This is a genomic window from Novosphingobium sp. Chol11 (assembly GCF_900218065.1).
Taxonomy (GTDB): Bacteria; Pseudomonadota; Alphaproteobacteria; order Sphingomonadales; family Sphingomonadaceae; genus Sphingobium; species Sphingobium agri.
Window position 1 is genome coordinate 338,771 of sequence record NZ_OBMU01000001.1, and the last position, 23,753, is coordinate 362,523.

A 23,753-nucleotide genomic window follows, 5' to 3' on the forward strand; every position below is an offset into this window, starting at 1 on the left:
CGCGCATGCAATGGCGGACGATCTCGCGGCTCGGCATGGCATTGGCTGGCTTGAGCGCCTGCGCCCAGGCAGGCCCTTCCACGCCGAAGCAGAGGGACATCATCCTCGTCGGTGATTCCACCGTCTCTTCCACGACCGGCTGGGGTGATGCCTTTTGCCAATCGATGGTTGCCAAGGTGAAGAGTTGCGCGAATCTCGCCCGCGCGGGGCGAAGCTCCAGAAGCTTTCGCAAGGAGGGCAGCTGGAAAGCCGTTCTTCAGAAAATCAAGGATGATGGCGCTTCACATGCACTGGTCCTCATCCAGTTCGGCCATAATGATGCTGGCAAGGACGAGAAGCGGAGAACCGATCCCGACGCGGATTTCACGGACATCATCAGCCAATATGTAGATGATGTCAGGAGCTTGAATGCCGAGCCGATCCTGATCACGCCCGTGGCGCGCCGCATCTATGTTGATGGAAAGATCAGGGACGGGCTGGAGCCCTATGCTGGTGCGGTTCGCCGGATCGCGGCGGCAAAGCGGACGTCCCTTATCGATCTGCACACCATGAGCGTCGTGGCCTTGGAAAAGATGAGCCCGGCGGAGGCGCGGGGGCTTGGTCCAGAGGGAGCGCAGCCGGACATCAATCATCTGGGCCCGAAGGGCGCGCGCTATTTTGCTGACATGGTCATCCGGCAACTGCGGCTTTGACCGGTTTCGCGACGTAATGCGGGCTGGCGATGCGCCAGGATGCAATGCGCTGCCTGATTGCCTGGGCGGCAAGCTGATGTCCCGCCTCATTCCAGTGCGGGTCCGTATCGCTCAAGTCGAAGCGCTTGCCGGTCTTCGCGTAGAAGCGCCTGAACGGTGCATCCAGGTCCAGCACCTCAAGCTGTTCGGCATTGGCCTGCTTCACCAATAGATCGATATTGGGGCGGCTCATCTGCTTGCCGGAATAGATCGCCTTGGCGTTGGGTTGCAGCACCAAAAGGACATGCCCCCCATTGGCCCGCAAAGTGGTGAGATCATGCACGAACCTCTGGACCGCGCGCTGCTTCAAATTGGCTTCGGCCGGCGCTGGCATGTCCTTCTTCACCGCAGGGAAGGGATCAAGCGAGCGCGCGACATCCGAAGGGGAAAATTTGAGATTATAGACAAGATAGCTGGCAAGGCGGCTGCGGCCTATGCTGTTCCGAAACGCGCTGGGCGATCGGGATCGCACCTGCAACTCTGATCCATGGCCCTCATACCAGTAGCCGCGCAGCTTAGGCTGAATCGAGGATGAGAGATCCTCTTCATTGACGACGACGATGGCATTCCGCGCCTTCAGATGCTGCTCCGCCCACCGCGCCGCGACGACATAATCGGCAAAGTCCGCGCCCGCCACGCCAAGCGACACGACCGGCTTTGGCACAGCGCTGTTTTCAAGCAGATAGCCCACCCGTTTCTCCGGCCGGATGCTGAGCGCATCGACGAAGCTGTCGCCGATCAGCGCTATGCTCTGGTCGGTCGGGCTCACCTCCGGGCCCGAAAAGCCAAGGCTGTTCATGCGTCCCGAGACAGCATCGCGCATCAGCCATCCGCTTGACGAGGTATATTGGGTGCTCGGCACATAATGAACCACTGGGTCCCTGGGCGATAGAGGCGGGCTGGCGAAGCCCGAACTCACCGGCAGCAACCACAGTGCGAGTTCCAACGCTCCGATCGTGAGAGCCGCGCCAGCGAGAAATTGGGAGATGGGTTTCATCTTGCGCTCAAAAGTTGAAGTAGATGAAAGGCGACACGCCTTGCGATGAATGTATCGCCATGATGAAGCAGGTGAGGACAGCGCTTGCACCCATAAGCGACCAGCGGCGGGAAGAAATCAGTTCCTCCGCCTTTGCGACCAGCTGCTGCGAATTGGGCATTGCCCAGACGATCAGTCCACCGAGGCATATGAGGCTGACCGGCGCCAGCAACATCTCGTCATAGCCGAGCAGGCGGGACAGTTCTGCCGTCGCTGGCTGCCAGCCTGCAAAGCCGTTGAGGCCGAACATCCCGCCCAGCATCGTTGTACCTGACGCAAAGCTTTCGGCACGGAAAAACACCCATGCGATGATCACGCTGAAGAAGGTGAGCGCGGTCGACGCGATCACACCCGCAGCGCCCCAGGATGGCAGGGAGAGCCGCGCCGCCAAGGATCGCCACGCATGATTTATGATCAGATAGGATCCATGCAGCGCGCCCCAGAAGACGAACGTCCAGTTCGCGCCATGCCACAGTCCGCCCAAAAGCATGGTGAGCAGCAGATTGACATAGCGGCGGCCCGGACCCTTCCGGTTTCCGCCAAGCGCGATGTAGAGATATTCGCGCAGGAAAGCGGACAGGGTCATGTGCCAGCGGCGCCAGAAATCGACGATGCTCCGCGCTTTGTAGGGCGAGTTGAAGTTGAACGGCAATTGGACGCCGAAAAATAGCGAGAGGCCGATCGCCATGTCGCAATAGCCGGAAAAATCGAAGTAGATCTGAAATGTATAGCAGAGCGCTCCGATCCAGGAGACGGCGAAGTCGGGTGCGAAGCCTTTCAGGGATGCGTTGAATATCGCGTCCGAATAGAGGGCGAAGCCGTCAGCCAGGACCACCTTCTTGATGAGGCCGATGAGGAAGAAGACAGTCCCCAGCGCCGCCCCACGCGCGGTAGGACGGAAGATCGATTTGGATTCGAATTGCGGCATCATCGACTTGTGGTGGATGATCGGCCCCGCGATCAGATGGGGAAAGTAGCTGACGAACAGGACATAATTGGTGAAATTATATTCCTTCGCTTCTCCGCGATAAGCATCGACCAGGAAGGCGATCTGCGTGAAGGTGTAGAAGGATATGCCGATGGGAAGGACAATATAGCCGACCGCGAAATCAAGCCCGGTCAGCGCATCGATATTGTTCGCGATGAAGGTCGCATATTTGAAATAGCCCAGCGCGCAGAGGTCGATGGCAATGCCCGCCTGCATGATGCGGAGAGCCGACTTGCGCGTGCGCGCTTTCACGATCGCACAGCCGCAAAGATAGTTGAAGACGATCGAACCGGCGAGCAACCAGAGGAAATGCGCGTCCCACCAGATGTAGAAAAGCACCGAAGCCAGCGCCAGAAAGGCGCCGCGCCAATCCGGCTTGAACCGCCACAACAGCAGGAAGCCGCACATGGTGAGCGGGAAGAAGCCAAACAGAAATGCATATGAATTGAAAAGCATGCCTCCCCTTTCACCAAATGTGTGGATACGGACCGCTTCTCTCTGTCACCCGCGGGAACTGCATAATGTCATGGTAAAGCGCCCTATCCCGCGCAGAAATCGTCCTTTTGGGGACATATCTTTTTCCCCATGAGGATGGAGCATGACCCGGTCGGCTGGATCGGATCACGCTCCATCTACCTTTAGTGGTCCGAATTTTCCGAAGCCAGCAGGATGCGATCTGCTTCGAAAATGCTCGATCCGGCTTCAGCTTTCCAGCGGCGGAAGGCGGCCGCGCATACCGCGGCGTTGCCCAGGCGAAGGAAGGAAGCGCGGGTCTATCACCCCCTGTCCGACAAGCGACGGACTGAGGGCAAGGAAAACGAAGAGGAACCAGCATCGCCCATAGACATGGGGCATCCCCATGACAGCGTTGGCGAAGGCCACCAATATCGTGACCGTGGTCAGGAGCACCAATTTCCCGTGCTTGCTCCGGTGCGCCGCAATGGCGGCGAGCAATGGAACGGCGAGCAATATCAGATAGCCGAGCAGAGACAGTCCGCCGCCTTCGTTCAACAGGAGAAGATAGAGATTATGTACCGGGAGACCATATCGGCTTTCCTGCCGATACTGGTCAGCGCCCATGCCAATGATGAGATTCTCATCGGCCTTTTCGAGCGCTTCCTTGTTCAGCTCCTGGCGGTCCGCGAACGTGCCGGCGCTCGAGAGGTCGCCGGAGTTCATCGCTGACAGCACGCGGGTCTGGAAGGTCTCGGGCAAATAATTCTGCCCAAAGGTCAACAGCGCGCTGCCAAGCAAGGCTATGACGATCAAGGTCTTGAAATTGCGCCTGCCACCGAAGAAGATGAGGGCGGCAGCGATCATGCTGTAGAGACCTGTGTTGGAACTGGTCAGGATTATGCCCGTGACGAGAAGGGCAATGCAAAGCAGTGAAACCCAGGTCCGCATCTTTTGCGATAGCAGAAGGAGCCAGACGAGCGGCAAGGCCATGACCGTCAAGACCGCCATGCCGTTGGGATTTCCGGCAAAGCCCTGCAACCGCCGGTTGCCTGTCACCACCGCCATCTGCTCTCTTTCGGCGCTGTAATGGCCGCTTAGATAGATGATGCCGCCGATAACGCACATCGTGACCATGCCCCAAATGCAGCATTTGATCAGGCGCACCGCTTCCTCTTCCGACCTGCGCAACAGCACGAGCGGCACGATCAGATAAGCGAAGGCATATTGCGCGATCAGCACCAGGCATCTGACGACGTCGCCCTTGAAGACGCTGCCTATGAACAGGCCGCCGCTCAGCATCAGAAGGCCGAGCACCCAGAGCCAGGTCAAGCTGGCGAAGGGGGTGGCCACCCGGCCCGACGCGACCCGCAGGAAAAAGGCGCCCGCGAACATGATGTCGCTCAAGGTGATGTAGACGCTGGGATGGCGGAACGCGATATAGGGCGCAAAAAATACCGCTCCCTGCAACAGAACGAATTCCCAACGGTGCAGTTCGTCCGTCCAGAACTGCGCCCGTTCCCGGGGAGGGCTGGCGCCATGACCGCTGGGCAAAGGATAGTTGCTTGCCTGATAGTGACTGGTCTGCACGCCTGGCGCTCCGGCTCGTAATTACTGCCTCGTTCGGCGGCTAGGATGCAAATCCGATCTCGATTAGTCCATTGCACATAATGCCTGCGCAACGTTCAAAAGGGGCAGGCGGCAATATCCAATCGGGTAAGGGGCAGAGCCACTAAAAACCGAAAATTTCGCGCGACTTAGGGGAATGCGGCGGTCTGGTCTCTGCCGCTTTTCAGACGTTGGCCGTATAGCCGGTGGCGGCGTTGCTCCCGCCCTTTGCAGCAAGGCCGGGATGATCGATCTTGGCGGAAGAGGTGGCGGTTTTGGGGAACGACGTATCGCCGCCAGCCATGCCGTGCAGCCCTTGGCTCGCGGCCCATATCGCCGCCTGGGTGCGGTTGGACACGCGCAGTTTGCGGAGTACCGCCTTCACATGGACCTTAACGGTGGCCTCGCTGATCGACAGCTGGCGCGATATGACCTTGTTGGGCAATCCGGCGATCAGGCGCTGCAATATTTCCATCTCCCGCGCGGAAAGATTGGCGCCGTCGATCGACACGGCATCAGGAACCTCCTCGCAAGTCGTGGCTTGGTCGATCAGCTGCTGAGCCAGTTGTGACGGGAAAATCTTTTCTCCAAGCGCTATGAGATCAAGATATCCGCCCAGTCTTTCGCAAGAGAGGTCGTTGATCAGATAGCCTTCCGCCCCGGCCCGAAAAGCATCCAGCATCGTGTCGAAGTCAAATTTGTTGGCGAGAATGGCGATGCGGGCGGCAGGACATTGCTCGCGCACCTCGGCAAGGGCAGCGCCGCTCCATTCCCTGTCCTGATCCTCGATCAGCAGCAGCAGACATGCGGGGCAGTCCGTTTCCGAAAGGAGGAACTCATCAAGCTTGGCGCCCGTATAAAGGATATGGCGGTGCTGGGAGGACAACAGCCGCCGCAAACCTTCCCTGACGATCGAGCTTCCGCCCACAAGCACGACATCTGAAACTATTGTCATCGTTCGCCTCCCTCAACATCATCGGCACGCCGTGATGGATTGAAATGCAAAAGCACTGCCTGAAGGCGACCCCAATCTTATCGAGCCGGAGAGTATCACAACTGCCGATCTGAACAATAGGCGTAACTTTCTGTAAAAACTTAACTTGTATAAAGAATGTTCAGGAGGCGGATCAGGTAAGGTCCTGTCTTTTCACATGTTTGGCAAAATGGTTGAAATCATGTGCCGCATTCCATTTTCGCTGCAATATGACCGGGCGGCATAGACCAAGTGTCCGATTCGTTTGTGACAGCATCAAAGGACCACCGGCGTTATTAGGCGCATCCGGGCGTTCGGAAGATCGCGGTGCCAACACCGCGTGGGCTGCTGTCAATTAGCCAAAAGATTTACTCCGACCTCATCCGGTAAATCATTCGGGCTGCCAGCGTCGGGAATTCTGCTCCTTCGGCCATCGCTGGCGCCCATTTTCTGCCACTAGGGATGATAGCTGTCTGGTTCATTGCGGGTGAAACCCAAGTCGTTACCGTTTGGCGGTGACTTGAACGATCACGCTCTGCATGCCGCGAAGATGTCTTCGACCTATGCGGTGCGCGATCGTCGAAGGTCTTTTCTTGAACCGCAAGGGTTTTGCTATGGATGCGAGCGCACCGCCCGCTGGATCTGACCCAATTCTCGACGACGGCGTGGACCTGCGGGAAAATGTGCCCGCTGGCGCGCCGGTTTGGGCGATATTGCTCCATGATCTGCTGACACGGCCGACCGGCTTCCCTGGTCCTGCGCGTTTTGCAGCGCTGATGCTGATCGATGCATCATTGATCCTGATCACCTTGCTTGCGGTGGTCATGACCATGCCGGGGACGGTTTCGACGGCCTTCCATGATCGCCCCAGCCTCATGTTCTTCTTCAGCCTGGTGGCGGTGTTCACCCTTTGCCTGACGGGCCTTTATTGGCGGAGCTGGCGCTTCCTCTCCTTTGGCGACGGCATCACCTTGTCGACGGCGGTGGCCGGAGGCGCGGCGGCCGCCTGGGGGATGTGCCTGATCCTCTCCGCCAAGATCAGGGCTGCTCCGCTGGAGGCGGTCGGCTTTGCTCTGCTGCACTCCGCCCTGTTGCTGGTCGCCATGATCGGCGTGCGAACGGTGCGCCGTGGCCTGCGCGAATTTGCCCTTGCCCATATCGTGCCGCCGGGCGGCAGCCACAATATCCTGCTGCTCGGCGAGCTCGACTGGATCCGGTCGCTCATCGACATGCTGCGCGCCGAACGCACGAACCGGTTCAATGTCGTGGGTGCTCTCACCTTCGACAGCCGCGAGACGAGGCTGCAGATCGCGGGTGTCCCCGTGCTCGGGTCACCCGACAAGCTGCCCCAGATCGTGGAAACGCTGGCGACACGCGGGCTGAAGCCCGAGAGCCTTGTCATCCGCGGCGACAAGACGATGCCGCGCCGCTCCTTCTCCCATCTGGTCAAGCTGGCGGACCAGTGCGACCTTACCGTCGCCCATGCCAACGACCTGCAGAAAACGAAGGATGGGGAACCGCGCATCGAGATCAAGCAGTTCGAGCTGGCCGACCTGCTCGGCCGTCCCGAAGTGTCCCTCCAACGCAATATCGTCGACCGGCTGATCCGTGGCCGCCGGATATTGGTCACTGGGGCAGGCGGCACGATCGGCGGCGAACTGGTGCGCCAGATCGCAACCTTCCGCCCAGCGGAGATCGTGCTGCTCGACCATTCGGAGTTCAATCTCTACACGATCGAGATGCAGGTGCGGGACAAGTTTCCCGAGGTCATCTGCCGCCCTGAACTCTGCTCGATCCGTGATCGCGCGGCGCTCAATGACGTCTTCGAGCGCCATCAGCCTGAAGTCGTCTTCCATGCGGCCGCGCTCAAGCATGTGCCGATCGTCGAGGCTAACCCCTGCGAGGGCGCACACACCAATGTGCTTGGCACGCGCAACGTCGCCGATGCGGTCTGCGCCTATGGCGCGCTTGCGATGATCCAGGTGTCGACCGACAAGGCGGTCAATCCCGTCGGTGTCATGGGCACGACCAAGCGCCTGGGCGAACTTTATTGCCAGGCCCTCGACCTCATTGGTCAGTGCGATCCGGACAGTCCGCGCTTCATGACCGTCCGGTTCGGCAATGTGCTGGGTTCCAGCGGCTCTCTCGTGCCCCTGCTGCAACAGCAGATGGCCGCCGGAAAGCCGCTCACCATAACGCATCCTGACATCAAGCGCTATTTCATGACCGTCGGCGAAGCTGTGCAGCTCATCCTGCAGAGCAGTGCCCGCGCGATGGAAACGAATATCGACCGCGGCACGATTTTCGTCCTCGACATGGGCGAGCCGATCAAGATCGTCGATATCGCGCGCAGGATGATCCGCCTTGCGGGGCTGCGTCCGGACATCGACGTGCCCATCAAGTTCGTCGGCCTGCGCCCGGGCGAGAAGCTCTACGAGGAACTGTTCGACACGACCGAGGAACAGCTTCGCTCCACCATTCCTGGCGTCATCGAGGCCAGTCCTTGCCCCGTGCCGTTGGAAAAGCTGGTCAACGCCTTCACCGAATTGGCGAGCCTGATCCATGCCCATGATGAGGATGGGGTTCGCGACCTGATGAAGGAATTGCTGCGCGCGCCCGCCCAATCCACCTGGGCCAAGACGCTGCGCGAACTGACCCGCGAAATCGATCTTGTGGGCAAGGCTGCGAATGAATGACGGACTGCGCTCCAGACGCTCCGGCTCGCAGCCGTCCCAAAGATCAGCGTGAGGGCTGGAAGTCGATGAACCAGATTGTCCAAAATCGTGAGATCAGTGGCGCGAGGCCTTTGGCTGCGCCGTTCCCGCCGCCCGAGCAGCGCTGGCCGCAATATGAGCAGGACGAAATCGACGCAGTCGTCCATGTATTGCAAAGCGGTCGGGTCAATTCGCTGGTGCATGGCGATGAGTGCCGCGCGTTCGAGCGGGAGTTTGCCGACTATTGCGGCATGCCCCACGCCATATCGCTGGCGAACGGCACGCTCGCGCTGGAGCTCGCGTTTCGCGCTCTGGACGTTGGGCCCGGCGACGAGGTGATCGTGCCGGCACGCAGCTTCTTCGCGAGCGCTTCGGCAGTAGCTGCTGTCGGGGCGGTGCCCGTATTCGCCGACATAGACCGGAATAGCCAAACCATAGATCCCGCCGCCGTCATTCCGCTGATCAATGAGCGGACAAGGGCGATACTGTGCGTGCATCTGGCGGGCTGGCCATGCGACATGGACGGGCTGTTGGCCATTGCGGATCGACATGGCCTGTGGCTTGTCGAGGACTGTGCCCAGGCGCATGGCGCGGCGATCCGGGGAAAGATGGCGGGTTCCTTCGGCCATGCCTCCGCCTTCTCCTTCTGCACCGACAAGATCATGTCGACAGGTGGCGAGGGCGGGATGCTGCTGCTGAAGGATGAAGCCCATTGGGAACGAGCCTGGGCCTATAAGGACCATGGCAAGAATGTCGCGATGCTCAGCGCCCCGTCGGCTGGCAATGCCTTCCGCTATTTGCACGAAAGTTTCGGCACCAACTGGCGGTTAACGGAGATGCAGGCCGCGATCGGCCGGGCCCAGCTGCGCAAGCTGCCATCCTGGCTGGCCCGCCGCCGCGCCAATGCCGCCATTCTGCGCGCAGGCTTGAGCAGCCACCCGCTGATCGCGCTTCCGCAGGTGCCCCACGGGGTCGAACATGCCTATTATAAATTCTATCTGCTGCTCGATCCAGCGGTGGCGCGATCCGAGGTGATCGCGGCGCTCGCGCGGCGCGGCATTCCGGCGGGGACGGGTTCCTGCCCGGACATGTCGCGCGAGTTGGCGGTGCGCAACAGCGCCCATCCCAATCTGCGGCCGCTCCCCGTCGCTGCCGAGATAGGCGAGCGCAGTCTCATGCTTCCGGTGGACCATCTTCTCGGAGAAGCGGCGATGCACTTCATGATCGAGACGTTGCTGGAAGCAATCGGCGATGAAGGCGGGAAATTATCGTTACTGAACAAGCAACTATACAGCAGCAATTGACTTGAACTTATTTCTGTTCTGAAACTGAAACAAAATGGCCAGAGATGGTCAGAGATATGGGAGGTGGTCATGCGGATCGTCCAGTCTTTCGGCATTTCCCTCATGCTGGCCCTTTCGGCCTGTGCAGGCTCGGTTGGCGGACTGCCCGCCGTTTCCACCGCTAACGCTGATCAGTACAGGTTGGGGCCGGGCGATGAGCTTCGCGTCATCATCCCCGGCCTGACGGAGATCGAAAATGGCACGGCTTTCGTTGTCAACGATCGCGGAGAACTGACGCTGCCGCTGATGGGCGGGATTCCGGTCAAGGGCTCGACGATACCCGAACTGGAGCAGCGGGTCGCTGCCCTGCTGGTGGAAAAGAGGCTGATGGTGTCGCCTGCCGTCAGCATTCAGCCTGTGAAGCTGCGTCCCATCTATATTCTTGGCGAAGTGCGCAGCCCAGGTGAATATCCTTATCGGCCGGGCATGACTGTCGTCACGGCTGTGTCGGTGGCCGGCGGCTACACCTTCCGCGCCAACAAGAACACTGTCGCCATCATCCGTCAGGTGGATGGGCAGGCATCCACCGCCAAGGCATCCGAAAATACGCCGATCCAACCGGGTGACACCATCAAAGTCGTGGAGAAATGGTTTTGACAGCAGCACGCCTCCTCCCATTCTGCTCCTGCATCATCCTTGCGGGGACCGCATTGCCAGCGGCCGCTCAGCAACTGGACAGGGCCACGCCGCTGCTGGAAACACCCGAGGAATATGAGGCAAAAGCAGTCCAGTTGGGGAGGATTTCGGCTTATCTCGGCGCGGACGTCCGGCTGGAATATGATTCCAACATCTATGCGCTGCCTTCGGACAAGATAGATGATGAGCGCCTGACCATCTCGCCCTGGCTCAACCTGCGACTGAGTGACGACAAGTTCCAGCTGTCCGCGCAGGCGCGGGGCGTCGTTCGGCGCTATTTCAAAAATGAGTCTGAAAACTCCGAAGGCATCAACGCAAGCCTCGGCGGCGTATACAATCTGTCGGGCAGCGACGCGATCAGCGCCAATGTTGGCTGGACACGGCTGGTCGAAGACCGGGGTGAACCTGAAGCACGGCTTGGAACCGGCACCCCACCGCGCAAATATGACATATGGCAGGGCGACCTTGGCTATACGCATCGCGGCGCTCGCTTCACCGTCGGGGTGAAGGGGAGTGCGCTCAAGAATAATGCGCTTGCCTCGGTCGATGCCGAGCGCGACTATGATCAATATTCCGGCTCCGCCCGCCTCGGCTATCGGCTCAGCGGAATGATGGACGTCTTTGGCGAGGCCTTTTACACCGCCAGAAACTTCCGGCTGGCCGTAGATGCGTCGGGTGTCGATCGCGACTCCAAGACTTATGGCGCACGCGGCGGCATCTCCTTTGAACCGGGTGGGCTGATCCGCGGCGAGGCGGCGATCGGCGTGTTCCGCTTCAATCCCGACGATCCCCGGTTCGACAGCCGCACCGGCCTTTCCGTGTCGGCGGGACTCATCTACACGCCTGCGCCGCGCTGGGCGGTCACGCTCGACGGTTTCCGGGGCGATGTCGCCACGGTCCGAAACGGCGCGCAGTCGCGAACCGACACGCGCGTGCGGTTGGGGGTACAGAATGAAATATACCATAACATACGCTGGCAAGCTTCCGTTGTGTATCGCCGCAGCAACTTCATCGGCACCAGCCAGAAGGAGCGCACCATTGCGGGCGTGGCCGAAATCGAATATCTGCTGAACCGCAATATTTCGTTCGCCTTGACTGGCCGTATTGCAAACCGAGACAGCAGCAGAGCGTTCGACGATTTCGATCGCACTATCCTCGGCGCGGAAATCCGCCTGCAATATTGATAGCAGAAGCGTCAGCGGATCTGCCGACCGGCCATGACCTCGCGATGGGCGAAATCGAGAAATTCGTCCAGGTTCAGCCATTTATCATGATCGGCATCCTGCCAGGCGTCGTTTTTCCTGGGATCCATGCCGTTGACCCGTTCCCAACTGTCCGCCATTCCGTCCTCGTCCAGGTCGGCATAGGGCGTGCCCGGCGCGATCGCCGGTAAGGGGCGAGGGCCCGCCTGCATTGCGGGGTCCTGCAGGATCGTGCCCTTGCGCTCGCGCACTTCCGACACGGTCCGCAGGTCCAATGCGTCGCGCGGAAAAGCCCCCGCGCCTCCCAAGGCCTGGGCATAAGCCTCATCAGCTGAGATCACCCGGACGCTCAAAGGACATGCCGGGCGTTTCACCAGGGCGATGTCGACATCCTTGGTGTTGAGCCGCGAAACACGGTCCAGCTTGTTACCCTCCAGGAAGACCTGAGATATGCCCGGATTGTCATAAACCACGCGATCCACCGCAGCGATATCGTCCCTGCTATTGGGTCCTCTCTTGTAATAATTGCTAACGAGATTGACCGCCGAACCTCCAAAGCTCTCATGAACTTCGGTGAATTGGGATTGGGCATTGTAAAGAAGGTTGTTGACTATCTCTATACAGGAGCCGGGCATGAAGTTCACGTCCGGATTACGGTCACCATTATGCGCGCAAATATTGCGGATGAAGCTGATCTTCTGTGGCTTTTCCGGATGAGAGGCGAGCAGCGCGCATTTGTCGTGCTTGGGAATGCCCTGGGTAAAGATCGAATTGGAAATGGTGATATTGTCGTTGAAGAGGAAGCCCGTCATGATCTGGTCCTGGGCCCAGGCGCCGCTGACATGATCGAATATCACATTGCGGCTGTTCTCGAAGGTGAAAGAGCCATTGCTGCCGCGATGAACACCATTGAGGTCGGTACGAACACGAATATGGCGGATGACAACATCATGGGTGTCCTTGGCCACGATAGGGGTAAAGCCGTCCTCTCCGCCGCCATGGGTGATGATTACTCCGCCCCCAGGCGCAGTCTGCCCTGCGATTGTGATGAATGGATTGCGGATCGTTGGGCGCTGGGTGGTGAAGCGGATCACGCCGCTTACCCGGAAAATGCAGGTTCGCGGCCCCTTGGCATCGATGCATTCGCGCAGGGACCCGGGGCCATGATCCGCCAAGGTCGTCACGGGCATGATCCTGCCGCCGCGTCCGCCGCGCGAACGGCGGCCGAAGCCCTCGGCTCCCGGAAAGGCTTCCGCGCCCGCCACTTCGGGCAGTACCGATGACCCATTCACATCACTGTCAGCGCCTTGTCCGGTCTGAAGGCTGAACAAGTCGGGCGGCGCGACGAATGGCGTGATCAGCAACGTGGCAATGCTGACGCCCAGAACCGCGGTCGCATTCTGGCTTACCACGACTTGTGCTTTCCCTGGCGTTCGTCCGCGAGCAGCGACCGGTAGATCGCGCTGATCTCGGTCACATGGCGATCAACCCCATATCGCTCGACGGCCTGGGTCGCTGCCGTCGCCGCTATCCTTGCAGCCTGCTCCGGCGAATCCAGCAGAGAGATGAGAGTCGACGCCATGGCATCAGGATCGTCGACCTTGGCGAGCAGCCCGTTCACTCCATCCTCGATCGCTTCCAGATTGCCGCCGGATGCAGCTGCCACGACTGGCGTGCGCAGCAACATGGCTTCAATCAAGGTTCTGCCGAAGGGTTCACCGACTGCCGTCACCGCATGAATGTCGCATCCCGCCATGAACCTTTCCGAAGGATAGCGAAAGCCCATCAAGCGCACCTGGGCGGCGACGCCTTGCGCTTCGATCCGCTGGCGCAATTGGTCTTCGATCCCATCGATCAGGGGAGAGCCGAACATGAGCCCTACCACGGGCAGATCGGGCCGCATCCTTGCAACGCGTGCCATCATGTCGATGAACATGTCTGGCCGCTTGCTTCCCACCAGATTGCCGAAAAAGCCGATGAGCCGTGTCGCCGGGTCGAGCCCCAGTTCCCACGTCAGGCGATGATGCGCTTCTGCCCTGTCGATCGGTTCGCAGTGCGTATCGAACGGGCTATACACCACCGCCGTCTCCCGCGCGGCTGCGGTGATGCGGCGTACCTCGGACAGGGCGAAAGCCGACACGCCGACGATCCGGTTGGCGGCGAACGGCGCGATATACCGCACGCCTCGCGCCTTGGATGTTCCGCGATGGTGCCAGAGCATCTTTGCCCCGGCGAGGCGCGCGGGCAGCGCCCAGGAAATATGCATCGGACCTTCATTGGTATGAACGATCCTGACGTCGTGGGACTTGAGGAAGCGGCTGAGGCTCCATTGGTCCGTCAGGGCGCCCATGAGCGCACGCGCCCCTTCAAGTGGCGGCACACCCGAAGACTTGCCCAGGAAGCGGCGGGGCAGGGTGATGAATTCGAGCCCTTCCTTCCGGAGCAGTTCGGCGCATTGTCCCGCGCCATGATGCAGCACTATCAGCGGCGTGAATTGTGTCCGGTCGAGGCGCTGGATGAGCTTGAGCGTCGAGATATGGCTACCGCCCACCACGCCTCCGGCAAAGGGGAAGCAGATGCGGGCCGGACCAGCGCAGATATCGCGCGGTGCGAGTCTGGCGTCGGACGGGCTGGCGCTGAAGGCTGGCAGAACCTGATCCATCACATCACCTGCGCCGGGCCGATACCGGCCTGAAACAAATTTCGAGGGATGCCTGCGCCGCCTGCGCTCCGGTAGAGATCGCTGTACATCCCGGCGATCCTGCTCATGGAAAATCTCTCCTTCACGCGAGCGCGCGCGGCGGCGCCGAGTTGACGGCGCCCGTCCGGCCCCATCCTGTCCAGGCTGACGATGCCGTCCGCCAGAGCTGCCGCATCGCGCGGGGGAACGATGATGCCGGTATCGCCCAGCACCCATCCGCTGTCGCCCACATCCGTCGCGATGCAGGCTATGCCGCAAGCCATCGCCTCGCCCAGAATGTTGGGAAAGCCTTCGCCCCATGCCGATGGAAGGACGAGGAGATCGAGGCCCTGTAACAGTTCCGCGAGTGAGCCATCATGGCCGCGCAGTGTCACGCGATCGGAAGGGAGCGCCTCCAGCAGCTCCGCCAGCCGCCCCGTCGGCCGATCCATCCCTTCGCCCGTCAGGATGAGGTGGGCATCGACACCCGACTGCCTGGCAATCAGCACTGCCTCCGCCAGGTTGGCGGCGTCCTTCATCGGATGATTGCGCGCCGCCATCCCGATGATCAGCGATCCGGGATCAATGCCGAGTTTGGCGGCGAGTTGCTCGCGCGCGCCTTCGCGAGGGCGGAAGAGATCGGGGTCGAAGCCGTTCGAGATCACCATTGCATGGCCCGCGTGGAAACCGAGCCGTTGATGCTGTCCGGCGGCGGCATGCGAATTGTAGATGATCGAGTGGGGCAGGTCGGATAGCAGGGCTGCCGTCCGCACGACCGCTCGCAGCGCGGGCTTTTCCTGACGGATATCGTCGATGCTATGGCGCACGTTCCAGATCAGGGGGATTTTTCGGGGCATCAGCCCGCTGGCCAGCGTGGCGGCGATGTGCGCGTGGTACATCCACGCCATGATCAGGTCGGGCTGTACCTGGCGGACGACCGCGCGCAGGCGGAACAGGCTGGGTAGCAGGGTGAGCGGTCCGGTCAGGCCGCAATCATGAACGGGCGTGCCGCTGGCCCTGATACGATCCGCGCCAGCGCCGGGCGGCATCAGCGACGCGACCGATGACTGGACGGCATAGCCGTGCATGCGCTCATGCTCGACCAGTTTGGCGAGCATGGTTTCCGCGCCCCCCACGTTCAGGGCCGTAATGACGTGGAGGACTTTCATACTTTCTCCCGCACCGGATAGTGTAGAAAAATCTACAATTTAGCGCTGGGGCAGAAAGTGGGCTCTTGGATATGAGGCCTGCCAATTGGGATTAGCCCGAAGTTGGCGGGCGTTCCACGATAATCGAGATGTTCCAAGGGGGTATATCCGGAAGGGCCGTGGATTCGGCTTTGCTGCGCCTTCATTGTGCCGGACGAATGATAACCAGTCGCGACGGACGTGCGCGCTGCTGACACCCGGACCTGAGGGAGATGCAAACAGCATGTGTGGCTTGATCGGCGGCTGGAGCCGCCAGCATTTCTCCCTCCTTAAAAACAGCCTGCCTGTCATGAACGACGCCATAAGGCATCGCGGCCCCGATGACGGGGGAGGCTGGCATGATGACGAAGCGGGCATCGCGATGGCGCACCGCCGGCTTGCCGTTGTCGACCTGTCGGCTGGGGGGCATCAGCCGATGCAGTCGGCAGGCGGGCGCTGGGTGATCGTGTATAATGGCGAGATCTACAATCATGCGGACATCCGCCGGGATCTGGAGCGGGAAGGCCTTGCGCCCCAATGGCGGGGGCATTCCGATACGGAGACGCTGCTCGCCGCAGTCGAGGCCTGGGGGCTCGACAAGGCGCTGAGGCAGAGCACAGGCATGTTCGCCTTTGCTCTTTGGGATCGGGCGGAGCGATGCCTCTACCTGGCGCGCGACCGGTTCGGCGAGAAGCCGCTCTATCATGGTTGGCACAAGGGCGTTTTCCTGTTCGGGTCGGAGCTGAAGGCGCTGCGGCGCCTGCCCGGCTTCAACGCTCCGCTGAACCGGCGCGCGCTTGCGCTTTATTTGCGTCACAATGCCATTCCCGCGCCTTTCAGTGTCTATGAGGGCATCGGCAAGCTGCTGCCCGGCCATTGGCTCAAGATCAACATGCAGGATCTGGAGAGGGGCGTGACGCCCGATCCGCAGCCCTATTGGCTCGCCGCCGATGCAGTCGCCCGCCAGCGCCAGATGCCGTTCGCCGGGGACAAAGCGGACGCCACCGATGCGCTCGAAGATCTGCTGCGTGGCGCGATCGGGCGGCAGATGGTTGCAGATGTCCCATTGGGCGCATTCCTGTCCGGCGGGGTCGATTCCTCGGTCATCGTTTCGTTGATGCAGGCTCAATCGTCGCAGCCCGTCCGGACCTTCTCGATCGGGTTCCATGAGGCCGACTATAATGAGGCGGAACATGCCGCTGCGGTCGCCCGGCATTTGGGCACCGATCACACCGCACTCATGGTGTCTCCGGCCGACGCCATGGCCGTCATCCCCGATCTGCCCGCTATCTATGATGAGCCCTTTGCCGATCCTTCGCAAATTCCCACCACGCTGGTGACGCGGCTGGCGCGGCAGCAGGTTACCGTCGCCATGTCGGGCGACGGGGGTGATGAGCTATTCGGCGGCTATGCCCGCTATTTCATGGCCGCAGGGCTGTGGCGGCACACGGCGCGCATCCCCCGTATGGTGCGGCGCATGGCTGGCCAGTTGGTGCAATCGGTTCCCGAACAACAATGGGACCGGCTCTATGCCTTTGCCGAACCGCTGATGCCCGCGCACAAGCGATGGGCGCATCCGGGGGACAAGCTTCACAAGGGCGCGAACGTCATCGCTGCGCCCGACCAGAAAAGCTTCTGCCGCGAAATGACCAGCCTGTGGTCTCCATCGGACCTGATGGAAGGCATAGACGAGCCGCTGGAGTACGGCCCGCCGCGCGATGTCTCATCGGGCAATCTGATTGAATATCAGATGCTGGAGGATACTTGTCACTACATGTCAGACGATATTCTGGTGAAGGTCGACCGGGCAGCCATGGCTTGCAGCCTCGAAACGCGGGCGCCTTTTCTCGATCATCGCCTGTTCGAATTTGCCTGGACCCTTCCCTACAACTTCAAGGTACGGCGCGGCGTCGGCAAATATCTCCTGCGGCAGCTGCTTTACCGCCATGTTCCAAAGCAACTGATCGACCGGCCGAAAATGGGCTTTGCCGTTCCGCTGGATGACTGGTTGCGGGGGCCCCTGCGTGACTGGGCGGGCGACCTGCTCGACCCTGCCCGATTGGCCGAAGAAGGATATTTCAATCCGAAGGTGGTGGACCGAAAATGGCGGGAGCATCAGTCGGGCGTCCGGAACTGGCACCATCATCTCTGGGGCATCCTGATGTTCCAGGCATGGCGGCACGCGGTGGACTGATCATTCGCGTGAAGAGATTCGTCCGATATTCGCCGGAATGGCAATCCCGCGCTGGCTGCCGACCATCGGGATATCATCCCCAATCGACATGGAATCTCGGCTGCGACGGCCCCACTGTGACCGCATGACAAAACCGGTTCACGGCAAGCCGCATATCGCCTTCGTCCTGCCTGGGCTCCGTGCGGGCGGATCGGAACATATCGTCAGCCTGCTCTGCAATCATTTCAGCCGGTCAGGCTGGTCGGTCAGCCTCTTTGCCTTCGAAGAACCGGGAACGCCGCCCTATTATGCCCATGATCCAGCGGTCAGCATCATTCAGCTGGGCCATCCCGTCAGCCGCATGCCGGTGCTGCTATCTGCCCTTGCCGTGTTGGACCGTATCGCCGCTCTCCGGCGGGCGCTGGCGGGCAGCCGCCCGGATCTCGTCATCAGCTTCCTCACCCGGACCAACTTCGTCAGCGTGCTTGCCGCCAGGCCGCTCGGCATCCCCGTCATCGTGTCGGAGCGCAACAATCCCGCCCTGCAATATCCCGGGGCGCTCTGGTCGGCCTTGCGCCGCTATGCCTATGCCCGCGCCCATGGGCTGGTGACGATGACGGAAGGCGCGATGCGCTATTTCCCCAAGGTCATGCGCCAGCGCCAGTGGGTCATCCCCAATCCCACCTATGCTCCGGTCCAGCTCGATGGGTTGCGGCCAAATGGCAGGCGGATCGTCGCGGTCGGGCGGTTGGTGCCGCAAAAGGGCTTCGACCTGTTGCTCGATGCCTTCGCCAAAGCTGCGCCGCATATCCCCGATTGGTCGCTCACCATTTGGGGGGAAGGCCCCGAACGCGCCCGGCTGGAAGCGCAAAGGAATGCGCTTGGCCTGCAGGGCCGCGTAACATTGCCGGGCGTCACGCAGGAACATGGCGCATGGCTTCGCGACGCCGACATCTTCGTCCTTTCCTCCCGCTTCGAAGGCTGGGGCATCGTTGTGGGCGAAGCCATGGCGGCAGGCGTCCCGGTCATATCCTTCGATTGCCGCTGGGGCCCTGGGGAGATGATTTCCGACGGCATCAGCGGCCTTCTCGTTCCCGACGGCGATATTGCCGCTCTTGGCGCTGCCATTGCGGCACTTTCCGCCGACCCGGATCAAAGGCAGCGCCTTTCCGAAGGCGCCCGGATCGCAGCCCAGCGCTTCACCATCGATCGCGTCCTTGCTCAATGGGAACGGACCGCCCGGGAGGCGATCGCGCCGCGAGAAGCCGCCATGGGGACGATCAAGGCCGCCGCTATTTGAACGGAGCAGCCTGTTTTTGCCACATCTAGACGATGCTGTTCGGTTCCACTCGCAGGACGATTGGCTTCCGGGCAATCATAGCCTCGAAGTGGAAGTCGTTGCTCTCAAAAGCATAATGTCAGCATCTTTGTTGATCCTGTGCCAACACTTGCCCCGCACATCGAGAACAATCCGCCTCCTGTGGGCATTTCAATCATACATTCATTTATATTAGCTACACCGCAAGTTAGATCAGCCTGGCGTCACTTGACGGCCGCCAGGCTTTTTGCGGGAGCGGGGAAATGGCGAAATTTACCGGTACGATTGGCAACGACCTCATCAGGGGAACGATCCTTGCCGACTTCATGTATGGCGGGGCGGGCCATGATCAATTGTGGGGCGGATCAGGCGACGATTATATCGAGGGGAATGACGGGAACGACGTGATCCATGGCGAAGCGGGTCTCGATTTCCTCAAGGGCGGATTGGGCGACGATCAGATCTGGGGAGAGGATGGCGACGACTTGATCGACGGTGGGGCGGGCAATGACCGTATCTACGGCGGCTCCGGCAAGAACACGATTGAAGGCGGCGACGGCAACGACCGGATCGAAACCGCCGATGGCCACGATCATATTCTGGGCGATGGCGGTAATGACACCATCTACAGCGGTGCGGGACGCGATTATATCGACGCGGGGCCGGGCGACGATATCATCTATGCAGGCGCTGGCGATGATGGCTTCGCGAACGAGATCGATCCCGGCACTGGCCTGATGACGACCCAGGCCGTTTCCGGCGGAGCAGGAAATGACTGGATCTACGGGGAAGATGGCAACGACAAGCTGAAGGGCCAGTCGGGCGACGACCATGTCTATGGCGGGAACGGCGATGACAGGGTCGATGGCGGCGACGGCAACAACTATCTGTCCGGCGGGATCGGCAACGATATTCTCGATTCTGAAAATGGCATCGACCAGCTTTACGGTGGTGATGGTCGCGATAGTCTGGAAGCGGGCGCTGGCAACGATTTCCTTGACGGTGGCAGAGACGCGGATTCCATGAGCGGGGAGGCTGGCGACGACATCATGTATGGCGGCGATGGCGACGATATGATGCTGGGCGGCGACGGCGCCGACCAGCTGCATGGCGATGCCGGGTTCGACAAGCTGATCGGCGACGCGGGCGCCGACAGGCTCTGGGGTGGCGCTGGCAATGACTGGTTCGTCTTCAAGGGCGCAGGAGCGCTGGGCGGCGGTGACCGTGTCGAGGATTTTCAGGACGGCATCGACCGCATCGTGCTCGAAAAGCTTGGCGTCACGAAATATGCGGCAGGCGGCGGGCTCGGAACTGTCTTCGCGCGCGACGGGGCGGGGGGTAACGTGTTCCTGGATGTCGTTACATCGACAGGGGCAAAGTTCAGCATCGACATCGCCGATCCTACGGCATCGCTGAGCGCCGCCAACTTCACGGCTGCGGATTTTCTTCTCGTCTAAGGCTGGTCGACAGTCTCTTCTTGTTGAACGGGATGGCGCCGCCTGCGGGGCAGCGCCATCCCGTTCCTTCTTTTCCAGCACAGGCTATTTAGGATTAAGACGACAGAGAAGCTGCGTCTTGCGTGCTTCAGCCCCATGCTAAGGCCGTGAAAATACGATCTAAGGTGGGCTGCCGATGAATGCCGGCGGATTTCGATTAAGAATGAACCTGTCCTCGGTATCCCTGCGCGATGTCCTGGCTCATCGGCGCGTAAGGGCTGTTTTCCATCTTCTCACCGGAACGGCGGCGACGCTGGCGCTGACGCTTCTATCCATCGCTTTGGTCGCCCGGCTTTTGACGCCAGCCCCCTATGGCGTCTTCGCCATGATCCTGACGCTCGGGCAGGCGTGCGAACGGCTGTTGAGCTTTCAATCCTGGCAACCGCTGATCCGCAGCGGCGCGACGATTGATCTTCAGAGGGACGAAGCCTCCTATTTCGCGTTGCTGAAATTCGGATGGCTGCTCGATATCGGCGGCAGTGTGGCGGCCTGGGCCATCGCCAGCGCATTGACGATCGCCGGACATTTCCTGTTCGGCATTTCGCTCGAGCATGTCGGCTATACGCTGCTGTTCGTCACGTCGCTGCTGTTCAACTTCAACGGCGTGTCTACTGCGATCTTCAGGCTGGCAGGCCAGTATCGGGCCGTCGCCCACATCCAGGTTGTGAATGCCCTCATCCGCCTCCTCTGTGTAACGGGGGCCTATCTGGCCGGTGCGGGCATGGTTCATATCATCATCATATGGACGATCACTCAAATATTGGGATCGCTGCTCAATTTCGTCTGGGCGATGCGCCTGTTACCCAAGCCTGGGTTCCGCCAGCTGCTGAAGGCAAGCACCAAGGGTATCAACAGCCGTTTTCCCGACATCTGGCGCTTTGCGCTCGGTTCCAACATCTCGCTCACCCTCTGGTCGAGTGCTCAGGCAGTAGACACGCTGATCGTCGGATGGCTCGCCGATCCAGCCAGCGCAGGCCTCTTCCACATTGCCAAGCGCATCAGCCGCGTCGTCATGCAGGTCGGTGCGCAGGTGCAGGCCGTCGTCTATCCCGACCTCAGCCGCCTCGTCGCGGCGGGCAAGCGTCATGCCTTCGTTCGGGTGCTGCTTCAGACCGAAATGCTGCTCGCCGCCTTTGGTGTCTGCTGTTTCATAGGCATGTTGCTGGTCGGCGGACCGTTGATGCGGATCGCTGTCGGGCCTCACTTCGCCGGGGCCGTGCCATTGCTCACCGTCCAGATCCTGGCGGTGACGCTTACCATGAGCGGGTCGGCAAGCCGTGCAGGGCTGCTGGCGCTGGGCGATCAGCGCGCACTTCTGAAAACGACCATGGCGTGCACGCTCGCCTTCTACTGCGCCGTATTTCCGCTGGTCCCGCTGGTCGGGGCGATGGGCGCGAACATCGCGCATCTGCTGTTCGGTGCGATCTGGCTCGGGGGGCTGGCCTTCTATCTGCGCCGCGCAATCAGCGCGGCTCCATGGGCGGACGCTAGCGAGAAGGGCAGAGAGCGTTAGAGCTCTTCCAGCGTCTCGATGAAACGGTCGGCTTTCACGCCCTCATGCGCGGCGAAGTGATGGATGCGTTCCGGCCGGGCAATCTGCACCGTCCGCCATCCGCGCTCTCGCGGCGCGGTGAAATCCTTGGACGGGTTGTCCGCGACATAGGTCAGCGAAGCCCCGGAACATCCGAACAACTGCTCGACATGTTCAAAGGCGCGCGGGTTCGGCTTCCAGCAGTCTCGTCCCCATCTGTCGGTGCAGATGCCCAGATGGATGCCGCGCCCATAAAGGCCGAGAGCCCTGATCTTGCGCCGCTGCGCGTCGAGAAAGCCGTCCGTGATCACCGCAAAGCCTGTCCTCTCGTCCCGGGCGGCAAGGAAATGGTCTGCATCCGGTGCCAGGCGGATATCCGGCCGGTGCTGGCGGTATGTTCCCAGCATGCGCGCGATCAGAGGGGGCGAGGGCGTCAGCCCCATCTCCATCAAGCTTTCGTCGAAGATATGGGTGCGGAATCCCGCTTCGAACCGGGCCCGCATCATCTCGCCAAGACCGTCGATCCCCAGCGCATTGCGCGCCCATCGCCCCACGGCCCCGAGCCCGCTCAGCACATAGTCGCGCTCCAGATAGAGCGTGTCATCCAGATCGAAGACGATGACGCGATCGAACCGAGTGGCTTCAGACGAAAACGGCATCATCGAAACGCAACATCATGACATTGTCCTGCCAGCCATCATGGGCCGTGAGTGGCAGTCCCAGCCGTTCCTCCAGCAACCACTGCGCGAAGCGCGCGCCTGCCCGGTGCGCCAGCGGATAGCCGCCGCCAAAGCGTGCGTTGATCTCGAATATCGAGGCACCCCCGGCCGCATCCATCCTGAGCTGGAAGCACAGCGCCCCCCGCGCGCCCCGAAGCGCCGCGCCCAACCGCCACGCCAGCTCTTCGATGATGGCGTTGCGGACGGTCACGCCCTTTTCGACCTCGCCAGCCCGCACCCGCAGTCGCTCATGCGGAACCGCGCACTGCATCCGTCCCTCCCCATCAAAGTAGAGGCTAACGGTAAATTCCCGCCCGTCGAGGAATTGCTGCAGGATATAGGGCTCGCTGTCGTCCAGCGAGGCCACTTCCTCGCGATCATAGACCATGCCGATGCCCCGGCTCGAACTGCCATGCCGCGGCTTGGCGAGCAGCGGCAGCGGCAAGTCCGCCGAGCCCGCCAGATAATCCTCGGCCGCGATCGTTGCGGGGGATGGCAAGCCTGCACCCGTCAGGAACTGCGCCGTCGCCAGCTTGTCCCGCGCCATCTCCACCACCGCCGCATCGGAGACCGCGACATGGCAGTTGATCGCGGCGAACTCATCGCGTGCGTGCGCATAAGCGATCAACTCGGTATCGATCGTCGGCACGATCAGCTCGATCTGCTCACGCCTGCATATATCCAGCATCGCCGGGATGAACCCTTCGCTCTCCGCAGGCGGCGCGGCAAAGCTTCTGTCAGCCTCGACGCAGGCGGGGCTCCAATCCGGCTTCAGGTCCGAAGCGAACATCATGAGGTCTATGCCGAGCGCTGCCCCCGCTTCACGAAAGCTCCGCATCAGGCCGACCCGCCGCCCGGCGGAGCTCAGCATCATGCGCAGCGACCGGCCGCTGCGTTCTGCCCCTTCCCAATCCGTGCCCAAGCTTGCCGATGCTCCTCCATGGCGAGTCGCGGGTGCGTCCATG

General features: G+C 61.1%; 18 protein-coding genes. 9 read left to right on the top strand and 9 right to left on the bottom strand.

The window, feature by feature from the left end:
- Window positions 1-5 precede the first annotated feature (5 nt).
- Window positions 6-692, top strand: a complete 687-nt coding sequence (locus NCHOL11_RS01645; protein ID WP_097090768.1) for a rhamnogalacturonan acetylesterase — start codon at window positions 6-8, stop codon at window positions 690-692.
- Here NCHOL11_RS01645 and NCHOL11_RS01650 read toward each other — a convergent pair.
- The 4 genes from NCHOL11_RS01650 to NCHOL11_RS01665 all read right to left on the bottom strand — a co-directional run bounded on the left by NCHOL11_RS01650 (window position 670) and on the right by NCHOL11_RS01665 (window position 5,771).
- Complete coding sequence (locus NCHOL11_RS01650; protein WP_097090769.1) at window positions 670-1,728, bottom strand: alginate O-acetyltransferase AlgX-related protein; 1,059 nt, start codon at window positions 1,726-1,728, stop codon at window positions 670-672. The genes NCHOL11_RS01645 and NCHOL11_RS01650 overlap by 23 nt on opposite strands.
- A 7-nt stretch (window positions 1,729-1,735) precedes the next feature.
- On the bottom strand, window positions 1,736-3,211 hold the full coding sequence (locus NCHOL11_RS01655) for an MBOAT family O-acyltransferase (RefSeq protein WP_097090770.1): 1,476 nt from the start codon (window positions 3,209-3,211) through the stop codon (window positions 1,736-1,738).
- A 246-nt stretch (window positions 3,212-3,457) separates the two neighbouring features.
- The gene (locus NCHOL11_RS01660) at window positions 3,458-4,798 is read right to left on the bottom strand and encodes an O-antigen ligase family protein (RefSeq protein WP_097090771.1); all 1,341 of its coding nucleotides are present in this window, start codon (window positions 4,796-4,798) and stop codon (window positions 3,458-3,460) included.
- Between the two features lie 202 nt (window positions 4,799-5,000).
- On the bottom strand, window positions 5,001-5,771 hold the full coding sequence (locus tag NCHOL11_RS01665; protein WP_097090772.1) for a response regulator transcription factor: 771 nt from the start codon (window positions 5,769-5,771) through the stop codon (window positions 5,001-5,003).
- A 632-nt stretch (window positions 5,772-6,403) separates the two neighbouring features.
- Between NCHOL11_RS01665 and NCHOL11_RS01670 the strand changes: the two genes are divergently transcribed.
- The 4 genes from NCHOL11_RS01670 (at window position 6,404) to NCHOL11_RS01685 (ending at window position 11,666) form a co-directional block, all read left to right on the top strand.
- A complete protein-coding gene (locus NCHOL11_RS01670) occupies window positions 6,404-8,485 on the top strand; it encodes a polysaccharide biosynthesis protein (protein WP_176502160.1) in 2,082 nt (693 codons plus the stop codon).
- Window positions 8,486-8,550: 65 nt separating this feature from the next.
- Window positions 8,551-9,807: a DegT/DnrJ/EryC1/StrS family aminotransferase gene (locus NCHOL11_RS01675; protein WP_097092657.1), complete on the top strand. Its 1,257-nt coding sequence runs from the start codon at window positions 8,551-8,553 to the stop codon at window positions 9,805-9,807.
- A 69-nt stretch (window positions 9,808-9,876) separates the two neighbouring features.
- On the top strand, window positions 9,877-10,443 hold the full coding sequence (locus NCHOL11_RS01680) for a polysaccharide biosynthesis/export family protein (protein WP_097090774.1): 567 nt from the start codon (window positions 9,877-9,879) through the stop codon (window positions 10,441-10,443).
- A complete protein-coding gene (locus NCHOL11_RS01685) occupies window positions 10,440-11,666 on the top strand; it encodes an outer membrane beta-barrel protein (RefSeq protein WP_176502161.1) in 1,227 nt (408 codons plus the stop codon). Before NCHOL11_RS01680 ends, NCHOL11_RS01685 begins: the two co-directional genes overlap by 4 nt.
- Window positions 11,667-11,677: 11 nt before the next feature.
- Here NCHOL11_RS01685 and NCHOL11_RS01690 read toward each other — a convergent pair whose 3' ends face one another.
- Genes NCHOL11_RS01690 through NCHOL11_RS01700 form a run of 3 tightly spaced genes read right to left on the bottom strand, consistent with a single transcriptional unit; the run spans window position 11,678 to window position 15,533 of the window.
- Window positions 11,678-13,096 carry a pectate lyase gene (locus NCHOL11_RS01690; protein WP_097090776.1) on the bottom strand — a complete coding sequence of 473 codons (1,419 nt, stop codon included), beginning with the start codon at window positions 13,094-13,096 and terminating at the stop codon, window positions 11,678-11,680.
- Window positions 13,090-14,346 (bottom strand): glycosyltransferase family 4 protein, encoded by a 1,257-nt coding sequence (locus NCHOL11_RS01695; protein ID WP_097090777.1) that lies wholly within the window; start codon window positions 14,344-14,346, stop codon window positions 13,090-13,092. Before NCHOL11_RS01695 ends, NCHOL11_RS01690 begins: the two co-directional genes overlap by 7 nt.
- Window positions 14,346-15,533: a glycosyltransferase gene (locus tag NCHOL11_RS01700; RefSeq protein WP_097090778.1), complete on the bottom strand. Its 1,188-nt coding sequence runs from the start codon at window positions 15,531-15,533 to the stop codon at window positions 14,346-14,348. The genes NCHOL11_RS01695 and NCHOL11_RS01700 overlap by 1 nt, the downstream gene beginning before the upstream one ends.
- A 262-nt stretch (window positions 15,534-15,795) precedes the next feature.
- Between NCHOL11_RS01700 and asnB the strand changes: the two genes are divergently transcribed.
- The 4 genes from asnB (at window position 15,796) to NCHOL11_RS01720 (ending at window position 22,051) form a co-directional block, all read left to right on the top strand.
- Entirely contained in the window at window positions 15,796-17,745 is a 1,950-nt protein-coding gene (gene asnB / locus NCHOL11_RS01705; RefSeq protein ID WP_097090779.1) for an asparagine synthase (glutamine-hydrolyzing), read from the top strand.
- A gap of 124 nt (window positions 17,746-17,869) precedes the next feature.
- Window positions 17,870-19,024 (top strand): glycosyltransferase family 4 protein, encoded by a 1,155-nt coding sequence (locus tag NCHOL11_RS01710; RefSeq protein WP_097090780.1) that lies wholly within the window; start codon window positions 17,870-17,872, stop codon window positions 19,022-19,024.
- 281 nt (window positions 19,025-19,305) lie between these two features.
- Window positions 19,306-20,499 carry a calcium-binding protein gene (locus NCHOL11_RS01715; protein ID WP_097090781.1) on the top strand — a complete coding sequence of 398 codons (1,194 nt, stop codon included), beginning with the start codon at window positions 19,306-19,308 and terminating at the stop codon, window positions 20,497-20,499.
- 202 nt (window positions 20,500-20,701) lie between these two features.
- Window positions 20,702-22,051: a lipopolysaccharide biosynthesis protein gene (locus NCHOL11_RS01720; protein ID WP_255254680.1), complete on the top strand. Its 1,350-nt coding sequence runs from the start codon at window positions 20,702-20,704 to the stop codon at window positions 22,049-22,051.
- Here the strand turns inward: NCHOL11_RS01720 and NCHOL11_RS01725 are convergent.
- Together NCHOL11_RS01725 and NCHOL11_RS01730 are read right to left on the bottom strand one after the other, a co-directional pair.
- Window positions 22,048-22,728: an HAD family hydrolase gene (locus NCHOL11_RS01725; RefSeq protein WP_097092658.1), complete on the bottom strand. Its 681-nt coding sequence runs from the start codon at window positions 22,726-22,728 to the stop codon at window positions 22,048-22,050. The genes NCHOL11_RS01720 and NCHOL11_RS01725 overlap by 4 nt on opposite strands.
- On the bottom strand, window positions 22,712-23,752 hold the full coding sequence (locus tag NCHOL11_RS01730) for an ATP-grasp domain-containing protein (RefSeq protein ID WP_097090783.1): 1,041 nt from the start codon (window positions 23,750-23,752) through the stop codon (window positions 22,712-22,714). The genes NCHOL11_RS01725 and NCHOL11_RS01730 overlap by 17 nt, the downstream gene beginning before the upstream one ends.
- Window position 23,753 lies beyond the last annotated feature (1 nt).

What these genes read in the sequence shown, in the direction of transcription:
- NCHOL11_RS01645 (WP_097090768.1), top strand. Translation starts at nt 6, where the DNA reads ATGCAATGGCGGACGATCTCGCGGCTCGGCATGGCATTGGCTGGCTTG.
- NCHOL11_RS01650 (WP_097090769.1), bottom strand. Translation starts at nt 1,728, where the DNA reads ATGAAACCCATCTCCCAATTTCTCGCTGGCGCGGCTCTCACGATCGGA.
- NCHOL11_RS01655 (WP_097090770.1), bottom strand. Translation starts at nt 3,211, where the DNA reads ATGCTTTTCAATTCATATGCATTTCTGTTTGGCTTCTTCCCGCTCACC.
- NCHOL11_RS01665 (WP_097090772.1), bottom strand. Translation starts at nt 5,771, where the DNA reads ATGACAATAGTTTCAGATGTCGTGCTTGTGGGCGGAAGCTCGATCGTC.
- NCHOL11_RS01670 (WP_176502160.1), top strand. Translation starts at nt 6,404, where the DNA reads ATGGATGCGAGCGCACCGCCCGCTGGATCTGACCCAATTCTCGACGAC.
- NCHOL11_RS01675 (WP_097092657.1), top strand. Translation starts at nt 8,551, where the DNA reads ATGAACCAGATTGTCCAAAATCGTGAGATCAGTGGCGCGAGGCCTTTG.
- NCHOL11_RS01680 (WP_097090774.1), top strand. Translation starts at nt 9,877, where the DNA reads ATGCGGATCGTCCAGTCTTTCGGCATTTCCCTCATGCTGGCCCTTTCG.
- NCHOL11_RS01695 (WP_097090777.1), bottom strand. Translation starts at nt 14,346, where the DNA reads ATGGATCAGGTTCTGCCAGCCTTCAGCGCCAGCCCGTCCGACGCCAGA.
- NCHOL11_RS01700 (WP_097090778.1), bottom strand. Translation starts at nt 15,533, where the DNA reads ATGAAAGTCCTCCACGTCATTACGGCCCTGAACGTGGGGGGCGCGGAA.
- asnB (WP_097090779.1), top strand. Translation starts at nt 15,796, where the DNA reads ATGTGTGGCTTGATCGGCGGCTGGAGCCGCCAGCATTTCTCCCTCCTT.
- NCHOL11_RS01710 (WP_097090780.1), top strand. Translation starts at nt 17,870, where the DNA reads ATGACAAAACCGGTTCACGGCAAGCCGCATATCGCCTTCGTCCTGCCT.
- NCHOL11_RS01715 (WP_097090781.1), top strand. Translation starts at nt 19,306, where the DNA reads ATGGCGAAATTTACCGGTACGATTGGCAACGACCTCATCAGGGGAACG.
- NCHOL11_RS01720 (WP_255254680.1), top strand. Translation starts at nt 20,702, where the DNA reads ATGAACCTGTCCTCGGTATCCCTGCGCGATGTCCTGGCTCATCGGCGC.
- NCHOL11_RS01725 (WP_097092658.1), bottom strand. Translation starts at nt 22,728, where the DNA reads ATGCCGTTTTCGTCTGAAGCCACTCGGTTCGATCGCGTCATCGTCTTC.
- NCHOL11_RS01730 (WP_097090783.1), bottom strand. Translation starts at nt 23,752, where the DNA reads ATGGACGCACCCGCGACTCGCCATGGAGGAGCATCGGCAAGCTTGGGC.